Raw genomic sequence first — 16,928 nt, forward strand, 5'->3', positions numbered from 1 at the left:
GGGATGAAGACAGACTGGTGGAAGGATGCGGTGGTCTATCAAGTCTATCCGAGAAGCTTTCAGGACAGCAATGGAGATGGAATTGGAGATTTGCGGGGAATTATTTCCCGCCTTGATTACATAAAGGAACTCGGAGCAGACGTGATTTGGATTTGCCCGATTTATCCTTCTCCGAATGTTGATTATGGCTATGATGTGACAGATCATAAGACGATTATGGATTCATACGGAACGATGGACGATTTTCACGAGCTGCTTGACCAGGTGCATCAGCGCGGATTAAAGCTGGTGATGGATTTTGTGTTAAATCACACCTCGGTCGAGCACCCGTGGTTTAAAGAAGCGGAGCTGGACAAAAACAGCAAATACCGCAGCTATTACATTTGGCGCCCCGGCACAAAGAACGGCCCGCCGACGGACTGGTTGTCTGACTACGGATGCCCGGTCTGGCAATACGAGGAGCACACGGGAGAATATTATCTCCATATGAATGCCGTCAAACAAGCTGATTTAAATTGGGAACATCCTGAGGTGCGCCAAGCGGTATTTGACATGATGAGATTTTGGCTTGATAAAGGGGTGGACGGGTTACGGATTGATCAGCTCCATCTCATCTCTAAGAAAGAATATCTTCCTTCGTATGAGGACTATATTAACCACCGGGCAGAGCCGAAGTCTTTCCAGCCAAATGGCCAACGGATTCATGACTATCTAAAAGAAATGACAGATAAAGTATTTTCTCAATATGATGTCATGTCCGTCGGAGAGGCAGGAAACGCCACACCGGAGGAAGGCCTGAAGTATACGGGAACAGATAAGCATGAACTGAACATGATTTTTCACTTTCAGCATATGGAGCTTGACCAGCAGCCGGGAAAAGAACATTGGGATGTAAAGCCCCTTGAGCTTTCTGATTTAAAGTCTGTTTTGACAACATGGCAAAAGAAGCTTGAATATGAAGGGTGGAATACATTGTTTTGGTGCAACCATGATCAGCCCCGGATTGTGTCGCGATTCGGAGACGATGGGGAATACCGGAAAGAATCCTCGAAAATGCTGGCCGCCGTTCTTTATTTCATGAAGGGCACGCCGTATATTTATCAAGGAGAAGAAATCGGGATGACAAACGCGCCGTTTACCCGAATTGAGGACTACAAAGATATCCAAACGGTCAATATGTATCATAAACGGGTGTTTGAAAAAGGCTATGATCCAGAAGATGTAATGAGATCGATCTTAGCCAAAAGCCGGGATCACGCCCGGACACCGATGCAGTGGAGCAGCGGCAAGAATGCCGGATTTACTGACGGCACGCCTTGGCTGAAGGTCAACCCGAACTTCTCGACTATCAATGTGGAGGAAGCACAGGCAGACCCTGATTCGGTCTTAACCTACTACAAAAAGCTGATCAGCCTGAGAAAGCAGTACGCTGACCTCATCAAAGGAAGCTATGATCTTTTGCTTCCGGATGATCCGAAGCTGTTTGTATACATGAGAGAAAATGGAAAACAGCAGCTTTTGTCGGTCAATAACTTTTCAAAAGAGCAGGCTGTTTTCCGTTGGCCTAAGCATTGCGGAAAGGATCAGGCATCCTTGCTTCTCAGCAATTATAAAAACAACGGTGATCTGGCTGACGAAATGGTGTTTCAGCCTTACGAGAGCAGAGTATATCTTCTGGACAAAACAATCAAATGACTCAGCCCGCCCGGCTTTTTAGCCGGGTTTTTTAAGTACATATATTCGCCCCATAGACGGGAAGAATAACATCAAAACGAAAATTACTCTTGCAAAACGTAATGACTTCGGTTTATTATGATATAGGATTACAAAATCGTTATCATTTTGATTTAAAGTTCATGTGAAAAAGAGGGGATATACGATATGTTTAAAAAATGGAGCGGCTTGTTTGTGATTGCAGCGTGCTTTTTATTAGTCGCAGCATGCGGCAATTCATCAACAAAAGGGTCGGTGGATTCTAAGAATGATAAACTGCACATTGTCACAACGTTCTACCCGATGTATGAATTTACGAAACAAATTGTAAAAGATAAAGGAGATGTGGATTTGTTAATTCCATCTTCCGTTGAACCGCATGATTGGGAACCGACGCCAAAAGACATTGCCAACATTCAAGATGCTGATTTGTTCGTTTATAATAGTGAATACATGGAAACTTGGGTTCCGTCAGCTGAAAAAAGCATGAGCCAAGGCCATGCCGTTTTCGTCAACGCGAGCAAAGGCATTGATTTAATGGAAGGCTCGGAAGAAGAAGAACACGAAGAGCATGAAGAACACGGAGAGCACGAGGAGCATGAGCACAGCCACAGCCATAGCCATGCAATGGACCCTCACGTATGGCTCAGCCCTGTTCTGGCGCAGAAGGAAGTTGAAAATATTACGGCGCAAATCGTAAAGCAGGACCCGGATAACAAAGAATACTATGAGAAAAATAGTAAAGAATATATTGCAAAACTGCAGGATCTTGATAAACTATATCGTACAACCGTAAAAAATGCGGCGAAAAAAGAATTTATCACACAGCATACAGCTTTTAGCTATTTGGCAAAAGAATACGGTCTGACGCAGGTTCCGATTGCAGGGCTTTCGCCTGACCAAGAACCGAGCGCAGCCGACTTAGCAAAACTGAAAACGTATGCCAAAGAACATAACGTAAAAGTCATTTACTTTGAAGAAATTGCATCCTCAAAGGTCGCAGAAACGCTGGCCGGTGAAATCGGCGCAAAGACTGAAGTGCTCAATACACTGGAAGGCTTAAGCAAAGAAGAACAAGATAAAGGTTTAGGGTATATCGACATTATGAAACAAAACCTCGATGCCCTTAAAGATTCACTATTGGATAAATCATAAGATAGTGTGCGCCGGAGGGTGCACACTATTTCTTTGTGAGAAAGGAAGATTGACATGAATCTCGTCTCATTGAAAGATATCGTTTTCGGCTATTCCCATACGCCTGTTTTGGATAAAGTATCACTTGATATTGAAAGCGGTGAGTTTGTCGGCATCACGGGCCCAAACGGCGCCGCTAAATCGACGCTTATGAAAGTCATGCTCGGCATGCTGAAACCGTGGGAAGGCACGGTGACGATCAGTAAAAGGAATACAGAAGGAAAACGCCTGACGATAGGCTACGTCCCGCAGCAAATTTCTTCATTCAATGCCGGTTTTCCAAGTACGGTGCTGGAGCTTGTGCAGTCAGGACGATACACAAAAGGGAAATGGTTTAAACGTTTAAATGAAGAAGATCATATCGAAGTGGAAAAAGCGTTGAAAATGGTGGAAATGTGGGAGCTCCGCGATCGGAAAATCGGCGACTTATCAGGCGGACAGAAGCAGAAAATCTGTATCGCCAGAATGCTTGCAAGCAATCCGGATCTCTTAATGCTGGACGAACCGACAACAGCCGTTGACTATGACAGCAGAAAAGGATTTTACGAATTTATGCACCATCTCGTGAAAAATCACAACCGCACAGTTGTGATGGTCACTCATGAACAAAATGAAGTGCAGCAATTTTTAGATAAAGTGATTCGATTAGAGAGAGGAGAAAAAGGCGGATGGAAATGTTTGACTTGGAATTCATGCGACGAGCTTTTCTAGCAGGCGGCATGATCGCCATCATGGCCCCGATTTTAGGGGTGTATCTCGTTCTCAGAAGACAGGCCTTAATGGCTGACACACTATCACATATTTCATTGTCAGGTGTTGCCATCGGCTTTTTTCTCAGCACCAATATTACCGCGGCGAGCATCGTCGTTGTGACCGTCGGCGCAATCGGGATTGAATACATGCGGCGGGCATACCGGACCTATTCAGAAGTTTCCATTGCCATCTTAATGGCGGCTGGTTTGTCCTTCGCGATGTTTTTAATCAGCCTTTCAAAAGGCACAGCCAATATGAGCATTGATCAATACCTATTTGGATCGCTCGTGACCGTAAACCAGCAGCAGGTCTATATTATCGGCATCATTACACTGTTGATCCTGCTTTACTTTATCGTACTGAGAAGACCGCTCTACCTGCTGACGTTTGATGAAGCAACAGCAAAAACGTCCGGAATCAATACAAACGTTCTGTCGATGTCATTCAGTATCGTCACAGGGCTTGCGATCTCAGTCATTATTCCGATCATCGGGGTTCTTCTTGTATCAGCCCTGCTCGTATTGCCGGCAGCATTCGCCATTAGAATTGCAAAAGGCTTTAACATGGTATTTATCGCAGCTATACTCATTTCGTTATTCAGCGTTTTTATGGGACTGACATCATCTTATCAGCTCGGAACGCCGCCAGGGCCGTCTATTACCCTGCTTTTGATCGTTCTGCTTTTGATTGGATTTGCGGTTCAGGGCGTTTGGACGTTTATCAAAAAAGAAGCCCTGCGTAAAAAAGGGCGCCGGTAACACGAAAAGCAGTTTTTCCATCGGAAAAACTGCTTTTTTTATAGAAACAACCCGGCAAGACGCTCATATGATTCCTTTTTCGCCTCAAAATCAAACACATTGCAAAGAACCATGATTTCATTTGTTTCATAACGCTCTGTGAGCTCTAAAAGCTGCTGTTTGACAGTGTTTGGAGAACCGATCACCATTCGCTTTCTGTTTTCTTCTATGAGCTTTTTATCGGACTCTGTGTAGGGATGCGTTTTTGCCTCCTCGCTGCTCGGCACGCGGCTGTCCAAGCCTTTTCCGACGCGAAGAAGCCATAAATCCTGGCTTAACGCGAGCTCTTCTGCCTCCTCATCTGTTTTTGCGCAAATGACAAAAATCGTAAACAATGCGGACGGAGACGAGAAATGAGCTGACGGCCGAAAGTTTTCCCGGTAAACACGAAATGCATTTTCTCCTCGCTCGGGGTTAATGAAATGCCCAAACACATATCCAATCCCCTGATGCGCCGCGCGTCTTGCGCTGTTTTCACCGAGACCGAGCACCCATAGCTCCGGTGCAGTTTCAATAAGCGGCGCCGCTTTGATTCCGGCATACGGATGCCCGGCAGGAAGCGAATCCGTGAGAAAATAAGAGACATCCTGCAGTTGTCTGTTGAAATCGGTTAAGCTTTTTTTCACCCCGTCCGTTAGCGCAAGGCGGGTTTTTGTCGTGCCGCCGGGGGAACGCCCGACACCGAGGTCAATCCGGTTGGGATACAGGGCCTCAAGCTGGCGAAAGGTTTCGGCCACTTTAAACGGGCTGTACTGGGGCAGCAGCACGCCGCCTGACCCGACACGGATCGTGTTTGTCTGTGCCGCGATGCGGGCGATCATAATTTCCGGCGCCGTGCTTGCCAGTCCTTTCGTGCTGTGATGTTCGGCAAACCAATAACGCTTATAGCCCCACTGTTCGCTTAATTGGGCAAGCTCAACCGAATGCTGAAGAGTTGTCACAGGGCTTTCTCCTTTATAAACAGGTGCCTGGTCAAGTATGCTGAAATGAATCAAAAGGCCGCTTCCTTTCTGTCTGTTTTTAGAATGTGACACAAGAATAGGCAAAATGACTCGCTCACGTCAAATGGTTTGTTTTAGAATCACAATTCATATGATTTGCAAAAATCACATCAAATATGGAAGTTTTTTTCGAGGATTTTCGTCAATTATTCTTAACTTTTATGAAACTTTGCTATAATAACAAACGTATCTATTAATAATTTACGGCATACTCATCTTCCCTTTGTACGTAAAAATAAATGTGACTATATTCACATCTTGATGATTAGGAGTGAATCGTGTGGCGATTTCTTTAGAAAAAGGACAGCGTATTGATTTAACAAAAGGAAAAGCGGGCTTATCAAAATTGATGGTCGGTCTCGGCTGGGACCCGGTTTCATCAGGCGGAGGCGGTTTTTTCGGAAAGCTTCTCGGCGGGGGCGGACCCAATGTCGATTGTGACGCTTCAGTATTGATGCTGGAAAACGGCAAATTCACCGATAAGAAAAATATCATCTATTTCGGCAACCTGAAAAGCCGCTGCGGCGGTGTCAAACACACAGGCGATAACCTGACAGGCGACGGTGCGGGTGATGACGAACAAATTATGATAGATTTAGAAAAAGTGCCTGCAAATATCGACAGGCTTGTATTTGTTGTTAATATTTATGATTGTGTCAGAAGAAAACAAGATTTCGGCATGATTCAAAATGCGTTTATCCGTGTGGTCGATCAATCTAAAAATGAAGAAATGCTCAAATACAATTTAAAAGACAATTATGCCGGCAGAACAAGCTTAATTACGGCTGAAATCTACCGCCAGGACGGCGAGTGGAAATTCGCGGCGATCGGTGAAGGCACAAACGATACGAGATTAGAAGATATTATCAGCAAATACGTATAAAAGAAAAAAGGAGTGGATGAAACATGGCAATTTCATTGGCAAAAGGACAAAAAGTAGATTTAACAAAAACGAATCCAGGTCTTTCAAAGGTTGTTGTCGGTTTAGGCTGGGATACGAATAAGTATGACGGCGGACATGACTTTGACCTTGACTCAAGTGTATTTCTTTTAGATGCGTCTGGAAAATGCGCATCTCAAAATGATTTTATTTTCTACAACCAGCTTGAAGGCGGCAATGGTTCAGTCGTTCATTCAGGCGATAACCTGACAGGCCTTGGCGAAGGCGATGATGAGAATGTAAAAGTGAATCTCAGCGCCGTACCTGCCAATATCGACAAAATCTCATTTGTCATCACGATTCACGAAGCGGAAGCGCGCAGCCAAAACTTTGGACAAGTGTCAAACGCGTTCGTTCGCATCGTCAATGAAGAAACAAATGAAGAGCTCATCCGTTACGATCTGGCGGAAGATTTCTCTATTGAAACAGCAATTATCGCTGGAGAGCTTTACCGACATAACGGCGAGTGGAAATTCTCCGCTATCGGCTCAGGCTACCAAGGCGGCCTTGCCCGCATCGCAACAGACTTCGGCTTGCAAGTTGGTTAGGACGGATTACGAAGAGCAGAAAGGGGAGAGGCAGTATGGCTATTCAATTAGCAAAAGGACAGCGTGTTGATTTAACGAAAACAAATCCGGGACTCACAAAAGCGGTGATCGGTTTAGGCTGGGATACAAATAAGTACTCAGGCGGACACGATTTTGACCTGGATGCTTCAGCTTTTTTAGTTGATGCGCATGACAACTGCGTGAACGATCTCGATTTCGTCTTCTATAATAACCTTGAGCATCCGAGCGGCGGTGTCATCCATACGGGTGACAACCGCACGGGTGAAGGTGACGGAGATGATGAGCAGCTCATCGTTGATTTTTCAAAAATCCCTGCTCACATTGAGAAAATAGGTATCACAGTGACCATTCACGACGCGGAAGCACGCAGCCAAAACTTCGGACAAGTTTCCAATGCGTTTGTACGCGTTGTGGACGAAGAGACGCAGAATGAACTTCTTCGCTTCGACTTGGGAGAAGATTTCTCTATTGAGACAGCCGTTGTCGTTTGTGAGCTTTACAGACACGGCGAGGAGTGGAAATTCAATGCGATCGGCAGCGGTTTTTCCGGCGGGCTGGCTGCATTGTGCCGGAACTACGGTTTGCAAGTGTAAGCGAGTGACAAATAGAGAAGTCACCGTTTTCAATTAATAGGAGGAAAAAATTTGGACTTTTTACATCATATCATGTCTACGTATGCTTCATTTTTCGATTGGAAAATGTGGGGGGAAGTGTTGTCTGATCCTGTTTCCTGGGGTCTGATCGGTTCTCTTGTTGTTTTGGAAGGCCTTTTATCGGCCGATAACGCGCTTGTTCTTGCGGTGATGGTCAAACACCTGCCGGAAAAACAGCGGAAAAAAGCGTTAACGTATGGTTTATTTGGAGCTTATATTTTCAGGTTTATTTTTATCGGGCTCGGTATGCTCCTCATCAAGTTTTGGTGGATCAAGGTGCTTGGCGCGCTTTATCTGGCTTGGCTCGTCATTAAGCACTTCTGGATCGGCGAAAACGATGAGGAAACGGACGGCATGAAGAAAAACTCTTGGATGGTCCGCACGTTCGGTATTTTCTGGGCGACTGTTATTTCAGTTGAATTGATGGACCTTGCCTTCTCTGTGGACAGCATTCTGGCCGCATTTGCGGTATCTGAAAAAGTATGGGTGCTTCTGGTCGGCGGTATGCTCGGTATATTAATGATGCGTACAGTGGCAAAAGTCTTTCTTGTACTGATTGATAAAATTCCTGAGCTGGAAAACACAGCATTCGTGTTAATCGGAATTATCGCGCTGAAAATGGCCGGGAGTGCCTTCCATTACGAAATGCCGCACTCTGTATTCTTCATTATCATTATCGCTGCTTTTGCGATTACATTTATCATTCACTATATCAACAAACAAAAGCAAGTGCGCGAACAGACAGCCGCGTCAAAAGAAGAATAAAACAAAACAAGGAGGGAGGTTTATGTCCTTCCTTTTTTGTTACAGAAAAGAGGTGACGTGTGTGCGGTATTTCCACTATTTATCAACACATCAAGAAGAAAATGTATTTTATCAAGCGCCGAAGCAGGTCATGAAAGAGGCGCCTAAGAAGCTGCTTGAGCACGCACTGGGGGCCGTATTATATATGCCGGCAACCCGCCCGGACATAGCGGCGATGATAACAGAACACAAATATGAGGATTTATCATCTATTGTTTTCTGCCTGGAGGATGCGATTGGAGATCATGAGGTCAAGCGGGCTGAACATAATGTGAGCCGCCAATTAGAGTTGATTAAGCAGGCGATCCAGCACCGCAAGATAAAGCCGGACCATCTCCCGTTTATGTTTGTGCGTGTACGGTCTCCGAAACAGCTGCTGCAATTAGCCGATTCCCTGAAACCTGCACTCCATTTGTTAACAGGATTTGTCTTCCCAAAATTCTCAGCGGAAAACGCCCGTGACTATGTTGAAGCACTTGAAGGCATATCCGGTGACATGACAGTGCCGCTTTACGGCATGCCGATATTAGAAACACCCGATTTGTTAATGAAAGAGACAAGGGCTGCTGCTTTGTCTGAACTGAGTATGATTTTGCATCAGCATCAGGACTTGATCTTAAATGTGCGGATTGGTGCGACTGATTTATGCGGACTATACGGCATCAGAAGAAAGTCGGAGCAAACGATATATGATATCCGCATGATTGCGGACTTTATGTCAGATATCATCAATTACTTCGGCCGGGAGTTCGTTATTTCAGGCCCTGTATGGGAGTATTTTCAGGCATCGCAAAAGCCCCATCTGCTATCGACGCACCCGCCAGTTGAGCTGAATGAGTATGTAAAAGGTTTGGTGAAGGAAACCGAACTTGACATCGCCAATGGCATTCACGGGAAAACGGTCATTCATCCGACCCATCTCAAAATTGTAAACAGCCTGTATGTTGTAACAAAGGAAGACTATATGGATGCGTTAAGCATTATTCATCACGGAAACGGTTCAATCGGCGTGATGAAAAGCCATTTTTCTAACAAAATGAATGAAATCAAGCCTCATATGAAATGGGCTGAAAAAATCTTATTAAAATCAGAAATTTATGGGGTGTATCATGAAAACCGATCTTTCACCGATTTGCTCAACGAACAGCAAAACCCTTCAAATATTGGACAATATGGCGGTTGATCTGTCGGTCACAGACAACCCGCTTTTCATACCTGAACAAGCATTATTCGAGATGGCGGCAAGAGTGAATAAAAAAAGGGGTTTTTTATTTGTCAGCAAAGTGTTGGGCAAACATATCCCGGTTCACCCGCTGAAGCCGCTTTTAGCGTCCGGGCTGCTTGCCTTGGAATACGCTGAGCGGAAAACCGGACAGGAGATAAAGGAAAAAAACGAGATTTTGAACGGACTTCTTTCAGAAACGGAAAGCGAGCTTCAAGCTGCTTATCAAACGCTTCAACAGCACCCTGTTACACTGGACGAAGCGCCGCTTGTAATCGGGTTTGCGGAAACGGCGACGGCGCTTGGACACGCGGTTTATGATTGCATTGAACAAGCGTCGTTTGTCCATACAACACGTGAACAGATCCGAAACACAGAGCCTTCGATCACATTTGTGGAAGAGCATTCCCATGCCACTGATCAGCTGTGTTACGCAGAACCAGATATGATGAACAACAGCTGTCCGATTCTTCTTGTAGATGATGAAATCACCACAGGGAAAACCGCATTACATATTATTCGGGATATCCAATCCAAATTTCCGCGCAAAGAATACGCTGTCCTGTCTTTATTGGATTGGCGGACGGAGGAGCATAAGAAGGCATACGCAGAGGTTGAACGGGAATTAGGCGTCACAATTTCAACCGTTGCTTTATTATCAGGGCGGATTTCCTTTAAGGGTGTGCCGTTGTCCGAGTCCTCCTGCAACTACAGCCCGAAGCCGCAAGGAACAGCGATAAACAGAACGGACATTGATATATCGGATTTCTTCACATCCGTTCCTTATCAGCCGGAAACATCCGCAAACGTTCATTCTTACGTGAAAGAAACAGGGCGATTTGGCGTAAAGCCGTCTGAGCGAAAGGCTGTTCACGAAGCTTGCCGCCAAGCAGCGCTTTACATCGAACAATATCGGAAGGGCAAAAGAACACTCGTGCTTGGAACGGGAGAGCTGATGTATCTGCCAATGAAAATCGCCTCAAAGCTTGGCGGTTCGGTTTCCTATCACTCTACCACGCGCAGTCCGATTCACCCGGTTGCAAAACAAGGTTATGCCGTGCAAAACGGTTATTCATTTATGAATCCGGAAGATGAGGCGGTTCGCCATTTTGTCTATAACCTTCCTGCCGGAGCGTATGACGAAGTCTTTTTCTGTCTGGAAAAGAACGTTTCGGATGAGGCGTTACAGCCGATTTTTGATATTTTCAAAGAAAAAGAAGTGCCTCATATCCACATTGTAACTCTCTCAGGAAAGGCGTGATCTGATTTGAAAGACGTTATTGACCGTATTGGGAGCTATCCAGAAGAAGATGTGACCTTTCTATTAAAAGACTTGTCCGCTGTATCCATTGAAAAAAGTACGGAAGAACGGGAGAAGTCAATTCAAAGCGGCATCCATTATTCAGAAATGCTGCCGATCGAATACAAGCCGACAGATGAATACATGAAACTGTTTTATGCCTCGCTGGAAGACAGCAAACAGAAGGTCGCATTAGCGGCGGGAGTTGTTGCCGAGCAGATTTATAAAAAAAGCGGGAAAGATGCGGTTTTGTGCAGTTTGGCAAGAGCAGGCACGCCGATCGGTGTCCTGATCAAACGTTATATCAAAATGAAGTATCATGTCTCGCTGCCGCACTACAGCATCTCTATCATTCGGGACAGGGGAATTGATGAAAATGCCTTGCATTATATGTTGAAGCATCATCCGGATGGCAAGGTTGCGTTTATCGACGGATGGACAGGCAAAGGCGCCATCACGAAAGAACTGATCCGCTCTGTAGAACGCTTTAATCAACGCTTTGGAACAAGGTTGTCTTCTGAAATCGCGGTGCTTGCCGATCCGGGGCATTGCGCGGATATTTATGGAACGAAGGAAGACTTTCTGATTCCTAGCGCCTGCCTCAACTCTACTGTATCAGGACTTGTCAGCCGCACGGTTTTAAATGAAACATGGATCGGGCCGGCTGATTTTCACGGGGCGAAATATTACAAAGAGCTCAGCGAAGAGGATGTATCCAATCTCTATATTGAAACGATAGCGGAGCAATTTCCGTCTATTCATAAAGAAGCAGAACGCCTGGCACTTAGGCTGCACAACGATCGTGTGAAACCAGATTGGAACGGTCTAGCTTCCATTGAGACTATCCAAAAGCAATTCGACATCAGCAACACAAATCTGATTAAGCCGGGTGTTGGGGAAACGACCCGCGTGCTTTTGCGAAGAGTGCCTTGGAAAATACTCATTCAGCCGGGTGCTGAAGAAGCATTGCAGCATATTTTATTGCTTGCGAAGGATCGGGGCGTGCCTGTGGAAGAATACAAGAATATGTCATATCGCTGCTGCGGGCTGATTCGTCCGGCGGAGAAAAGCCTATGAACGGATTCGCCAGTGATTTAGACAGAACATTAATTTACTCGAGGCGCATGATCAGCAATCCTGATAAGGAAGCGGGGGTTGAGCTGATAGAAACACTGAACGGCCGTGACATCTCTTATATCTCGGGAGTGACAAAAGAGAACGTAAGGCAAATTCAGAAGGATCACTATTTTATTCCTGTCACCACACGCACAAATGAGCAGTATAAGAGAATTGTTTGTTTTCAGCAGGACATTGTGCCCGAATATGCTGTGACTACGAATGGCGGCTGTATTTTAAAGGACGGCCAGCCTCTGAAAGAGTGGGACGAGTTCATAAAAGAGCAGCTCGCATCGTGTCTGCCGATTGAGGCTATGCTGAGAGAAATCGCAAGTCTGTCTGTAGCACAAGCGGTTGAAAGAACCCGAACGGCATATCATTATTTTGTCTATCTTATCTTGAACGAAGAGAAAATAGCCGGCATCGATCCCGCTGCTGTGAAGGAGTGGGGGGCTGAAAAGGGATGGCAGGTATCCCTGCAGGGGCGAAAGCTTTACTTTATTCCGAAGCCGCTTAATAAATGGAGGGCGATAGAATATCTGAAATCGAGGCTTTCGCTTGATGAAATCTATACAGCGGGAGATTCGCTGCTGGATCTTGAACTGATTCAGGAAGCTGATTTCGGCATCGCGCCCGCTCATGGCGAGGTGCTGCGCCACTGTCCGGAATTACGCAAAACGAAAGCAAGCGGCATGATGGCAGGTGAAGAAATCACAGCGTCTGTTTTATCCCGAATAACCCGATTAAAACAAGTATAATGCATACAAACAGACCAGGAAGGAGGATATGATGAGACAAGAAGAGTTAATCATTCATAAAACAGTTCCCGCCGACGGTGATTGGAAAAACATGTTGTTTCAGACGCTGCCTGAGCGGGACCGCTATGAGAAGGAACACGGGCTATCTTTTTCGAGGCTCGCCGGACAAATACTGGGTACGCCCATAGATGAAACGGACTATTATAACGACTTGTATGAGCTGTCGGTTAAGGATCATATTTATATTTTAAGCGAAACGCTTGATAAAACGATCGCGCCGGAAACGTTTCAGGCGCTTCAGCATATTCATTCCATCAACCAGAAAGAAAAAGGGCTGTCGGTCAGCCGTTTTGTCGCCTTTCTGGACGGGGAGCAGCTGATTGCGAAGCATACAAACCCCCTCATGCACCGCCATTTGAGAAAAGCATTGATGACGCTTTTACATACCTTTGCAGACCATCATGAGCAGGGGCTGAATCATCCTGATTTTCGCAGAGTATTGCTTGATGTCTCTAAGTTTTCTTTGAATCACCTGAATCCTTGGCTGGAAAAAACCGATATAGAACGGGAGATGCCAAAAGTTGTTTGGTACGGAGACGCAACGAAGAGCCAGCTCTATTTCTTATATTACCTGATGTTAGCCGGCTGCGATGTCCTATTGTTCCATCCGGCGGGAACCGATCAGCTGGCGCTTGTCGATCCGAAGCAGGAGCTCAGTTTTACGGAAAAGCTCCCTGATGTTTCGGAGCTTCAGCCGTTTCCAAAAGAAAAACCGGATCGGAAATCAACAGTAGCCTACCGCTCAACAAAGGAAATTGAACATGTGCTGAATCATGAGGAATCCATGCTGTACAAGCCATGGCAGTTCAGGGATCATACACCGATGTCTGTTACGCTGAAAACGACCTATGATGAACTGTTTTTAATCGCAAAAGAGCGGGCCTTCATTCGGCCGAATTTCAAAGCCGATAAACATTCCATTGAGATCCCGAATGTATTCGCCAAAATCATGGGCGTGTCGAAAGACCATAAAGAATATTGGAATAGGCTTCATACATTAGAGGATTATCAGGAAACAGAAATGGTAAGAAGCTTTCCGTTTACAGAAGAAATCAAATCGAACTATCAATTTCATTACAGCCACGCGCTAGACCATGAAGGGAACATTGATCCGGACAAGCTGATGGCAAGCAATGTGTGGCAGTACAAGCAGCTTCCGGCGGGCGTTCAGGCAGCCATTGCCAAAACGATTTCGAGAATGTGCAGGCACCCGCGTCTTAAAGCTTTGCATCAGGAACAAGTCAAGGATGTTCAAATTTACTTGTTTAAACAAACAACGAACCTGTCTGCTAAGCTGCTGAAATTGATTCAAATGTTCGACTATGCGCAAACTGTTCCGAAACTCGTTTTATATCATACGGAAATGAGCGGCGGACTCACGCGTTCAGATGCTGCCGCCCTGCTGTTCCTGAATGAAATCGGAATCGATATCATCATGTATAACCCTCCCGGCCATCAAGACATTGAGCAGTTTATTGAAGAGGATCAGTATGATATCCACTGGCTGGACGACATGGTGTTTCAGCAGGACTATAAGGAGCCTTCACTTGTAAAAAGGCTGTTCAGAACGATTACCCAAAAGTAAGGAGAGAAGAAAAGCATGACAACAGAAAATCAAAACCCGCTTATTCTTGATAAAAACGAAGAAATTTCCCAGCAAAAAGCTGACGATATCCGTCTGCAGCTCCGCCAGGAACCAGAGGTGAAACGGCTAGTACAACAAATTGACGTTAAAAACCAAATGGAGCTGCTTGAGTACGGAAAGGAGCCGGCCGTTGAAATCTCTAAGTTCTCTGACCGCATCTTGGGGATGATGAAAACGACAAGCGTGACAGACTCAGGCACGATGCTGACCCAGCTTGGAAAAATCATGGACCGTTTTGACAAAAACGATTTTGACGAGCCAAAGGGACTGATGGCTAAAATTTTCAAACGCGGCGGCAGCATGATTGAGAAAATCTTTAAAAAGTACCAGACGCTCGGCGGAGAAATTGAAAAAATCAACGTTGAGATTTCTAAATATAAAGATGAGATGACCAAAACAAACTATACGCTCGATGAAATGTATGAAAACAATATTAATTACTATATGGAGCTTGAAAAATACGTTGTTGCCGGACAAATGAAGTTGGAAGAGATGCAGTCCATTCTCCCTTCATATGAAGAAAAAGCAGCAAGCGGAAATCAGCTTGCGCAAATGCAGCTTGATACGTTGCGCAACGGCATTCAGGCGCTTGAGGAGCGGGTATACGACCTTGATATGGCGCGAATGGTGGCGCTTCAAACTGCACCGCAAATCCGCCTTCTTCAGCGCGGTAATGCGAAGCTGATCGGAAAAATCAACTCCGCTTTCATCATCACCATTCCGATTTTCAAAAACGGCATTATTCAGGCTGTCACAGTAAAACGGCAAAAGCTTGTGGCTGACTCTATGAGCGAGCTTGACCGCCGGACAAACGAGATGCTGAAACGAAATGCGGAAAACATCTCGAGCCAGAGTGTTGAAATTGCCAGAATGGCCGGCAGACCAAGCATAGATATTGAAACGATTGAATCGTCTTGGAACACGATCGTCAGCGGTATGCAGGAAACAAAACAAATTGAAGAAGAAAACAAACGCCTCCGCGAAGATGGTGCAAGACGAATTGCCGAGCTTCAGGATAATATTAAAAAAGCAGCATTGCAGCAATAAAAAGCCCCCCGCTTGTGAAATATAAGCGGGGGTTTTATATTTACACCATTTAGTTAATGACATTGTGTAAAGACAGTTGTAAACTTAAACGGTAATCATTTTGCATATCAGAGGTGTTGACTATGGGAAAACAACAGCCTATATCCCAGCGTAAGCTGCTGGGTGTCGCCGGTTTGGGGTGGCTGTTTGATGCAATGGATGTCGGAATATTATCATTTATTATCGCCGCGCTCCACGTGGAGTGGAATCTTGCGCCTGAAGAAATGAAATGGATTGGAAGCGTGAATTCCATCGGCATGGCTGTGGGTGCGTTTTTATTTGGTTTGCTGGCTGATCGAATCGGCCGAAAAAAAGTGTTTATCATTACCCTTTTGTGCTTTTCCATCGGAAGCGGCATTTCAGCTTTTGTGACAAGCTTATCTGCATTCCTTATTCTGCGTTTTGTTATTGGGATGGGCCTTGGTGGCGAGCTGCCAGTCGCTTCAACACTTGTATCTGAAGCGGTTGCGCCTGAAAAGCGGGGCAGAGTGATTGTGCTTCTGGAAAGCTTTTGGGCAGTAGGCTGGCTCGTAGCAGCACTGATTTCTTACTTTGTGATACCAAGCTTCGGCTGGCAGGCCGCCCTGCTGTTGACGTCACTGACTGCTTTTTATGCTCTGTACTTGCGGACGAGTCTGCCTGATTCGCCGAAATATGAGTCGCTTTCTGCTAAAAAGACATCGGTATGGGAGAATGTAAAAAGCGTTTGGGCAAGACAGTACATACGGTCGACCGTGATGCTGTCGATCGTTTGGTTCTGCGTGGTGTTTTCTTATTACGGCATGTTCCTATGGCTGCCTAGTGTCATGCTGCTCAAAGGCTTCAGCATGATTGAAAGCTTTGAATACGTCCTGCTGATGACGCTTGCTCAGCTTCCGGGCTATTTTTCAGCTGCGTGGCTGATCGAAAAAGCGGGACGGAAGTGGATACTCGTCTTTTACCTGATTGGTACAGCAGGAAGTGCCTATTTCTTCGGAACGGCGGATTCCTTAGGCTTGCTGCTTACAGCTGGAATGCTGTTATCGTTTTTCAATCTTGGTGCGTGGGGCGTGCTGTATGCCTATACACCGGAGCAATACCCGACAGCGATTCGCGCCACAGGTTCAGGGACGACAGCGGCGTTTGGAAGAATCGGCGGTATCTTCGGGCCGCTGCTCGTCGGAACGCTCGCAGCCCGTCATATTTCGTTTTCAGTGATTTTTTCAATCTTTTGCATTGCGATCTTGCTCGCGGTTGCTTGTATTTTGATTATGGGAAAAGAAACAAAACAAACTGAGCTTGAATAGGAAAAGCACCTCGCGATTGAGGTGCTTTTTT

The 16,928-nt window shown here is 45.6% G+C and carries 16 protein-coding genes; 15 read left to right on the top strand and 1 reads right to left on the bottom strand.

The window, feature by feature from the left end; translation table 11 throughout:
• Window positions 1-3: 3 nt before the first annotated feature.
• The 4 genes from V6D41_RS17850 to znuB all read left to right on the top strand — a co-directional run bounded on the left by V6D41_RS17850 (window position 4) and on the right by znuB (window position 4,418).
• Window positions 4-1,695, top strand: a complete 1,692-nt coding sequence (locus tag V6D41_RS17850) for a glycoside hydrolase family 13 protein (RefSeq protein WP_333519140.1) — start codon at window positions 4-6, stop codon at window positions 1,693-1,695.
• 186 nt (window positions 1,696-1,881) lie between these two features.
• Entirely contained in the window at window positions 1,882-2,868 is a 987-nt protein-coding gene (locus V6D41_RS17855) for a metal ABC transporter substrate-binding protein (protein ID WP_333519141.1), read from the top strand.
• A gap of 54 nt (window positions 2,869-2,922) precedes the next feature.
• Window positions 2,923-3,618, top strand: coding sequence for a zinc ABC transporter ATP-binding protein ZnuC (gene znuC / locus V6D41_RS17860; protein ID WP_148962904.1), 696 nt, complete (start codon window positions 2,923-2,925; stop codon window positions 3,616-3,618).
• The gene (gene znuB, locus V6D41_RS17865; protein WP_087993114.1) at window positions 3,576-4,418 is read left to right on the top strand and encodes a zinc ABC transporter permease ZnuB; all 843 of its coding nucleotides are present in this window, start codon (window positions 3,576-3,578) and stop codon (window positions 4,416-4,418) included. Before znuC ends, znuB begins: the two co-directional genes overlap by 43 nt.
• 38 nt (window positions 4,419-4,456) lie before the next feature.
• Here znuB and V6D41_RS17870 read toward each other — a convergent pair whose 3' ends face one another.
• On the bottom strand, window positions 4,457-5,452 hold the full coding sequence (locus V6D41_RS17870) for an LLM class flavin-dependent oxidoreductase (protein ID WP_333519142.1): 996 nt from the start codon (window positions 5,450-5,452) through the stop codon (window positions 4,457-4,459).
• Between the two features lie 286 nt (window positions 5,453-5,738).
• Here V6D41_RS17870 and V6D41_RS17875 point away from each other — a divergent pair, with 286 nt between their 5' ends.
• From V6D41_RS17875 to niaP, 11 genes are all read left to right on the top strand, one after another.
• Window positions 5,739-6,341: a TerD family protein gene (locus V6D41_RS17875; protein ID WP_253268799.1), complete on the top strand. Its 603-nt coding sequence runs from the start codon at window positions 5,739-5,741 to the stop codon at window positions 6,339-6,341.
• Window positions 6,342-6,364: 23 nt separating this feature from the next.
• A complete protein-coding gene (locus V6D41_RS17880) occupies window positions 6,365-6,946 on the top strand; it encodes a TerD family protein (protein ID WP_087993117.1) in 582 nt (193 codons plus the stop codon).
• Window positions 6,947-6,981: 35 nt separating this feature from the next.
• Window positions 6,982-7,560, top strand: coding sequence for a TerD family protein (locus tag V6D41_RS17885; protein ID WP_087993118.1), 579 nt, complete (start codon window positions 6,982-6,984; stop codon window positions 7,558-7,560).
• A gap of 51 nt (window positions 7,561-7,611) precedes the next feature.
• Entirely contained in the window at window positions 7,612-8,385 is a 774-nt protein-coding gene (locus V6D41_RS17890; protein WP_289346403.1) for a TerC family protein, read from the top strand.
• Between the two features lie 61 nt (window positions 8,386-8,446).
• Entirely contained in the window at window positions 8,447-9,607 is a 1,161-nt protein-coding gene (locus V6D41_RS17895; RefSeq protein ID WP_333519244.1) for an HpcH/HpaI aldolase/citrate lyase family protein, read from the top strand.
• Window positions 9,597-10,907 (top strand): phosphoribosyltransferase family protein, encoded by a 1,311-nt coding sequence (locus V6D41_RS17900; RefSeq protein ID WP_333519245.1) that lies wholly within the window; start codon window positions 9,597-9,599, stop codon window positions 10,905-10,907. Before V6D41_RS17895 ends, V6D41_RS17900 begins: the two co-directional genes overlap by 11 nt.
• 6 nt (window positions 10,908-10,913) lie before the next feature.
• Window positions 10,914-12,023, top strand: coding sequence for a cysteine protease StiP family protein (locus tag V6D41_RS17905; RefSeq protein WP_333519143.1), 1,110 nt, complete (start codon window positions 10,914-10,916; stop codon window positions 12,021-12,023).
• Complete coding sequence (locus tag V6D41_RS17910) at window positions 12,020-12,820, top strand: HAD family hydrolase (RefSeq protein ID WP_333519144.1); 801 nt, start codon at window positions 12,020-12,022, stop codon at window positions 12,818-12,820. The genes V6D41_RS17905 and V6D41_RS17910 overlap by 4 nt, the downstream gene beginning before the upstream one ends.
• Before the next feature lie 31 nt (window positions 12,821-12,851).
• On the top strand, window positions 12,852-14,465 hold the full coding sequence (locus V6D41_RS17915) for a YceG family protein (protein ID WP_148962910.1): 1,614 nt from the start codon (window positions 12,852-12,854) through the stop codon (window positions 14,463-14,465).
• A gap of 15 nt (window positions 14,466-14,480) precedes the next feature.
• Window positions 14,481-15,572, top strand: coding sequence for a toxic anion resistance protein (locus tag V6D41_RS17920; RefSeq protein WP_333519145.1), 1,092 nt, complete (start codon window positions 14,481-14,483; stop codon window positions 15,570-15,572).
• A gap of 122 nt (window positions 15,573-15,694) precedes the next feature.
• On the top strand, window positions 15,695-16,897 hold the full coding sequence (gene niaP / locus V6D41_RS17925) for a niacin permease NiaP (protein ID WP_202328707.1): 1,203 nt from the start codon (window positions 15,695-15,697) through the stop codon (window positions 16,895-16,897).
• Window positions 16,898-16,928 lie beyond the last annotated feature (31 nt).

This window comes from Bacillus sp. 0102A (genome assembly GCF_036765155.1).
Classification (GTDB): domain Bacteria; phylum Bacillota; class Bacilli; order Bacillales; family Bacillaceae; genus Bacillus; species Bacillus subtilis_G.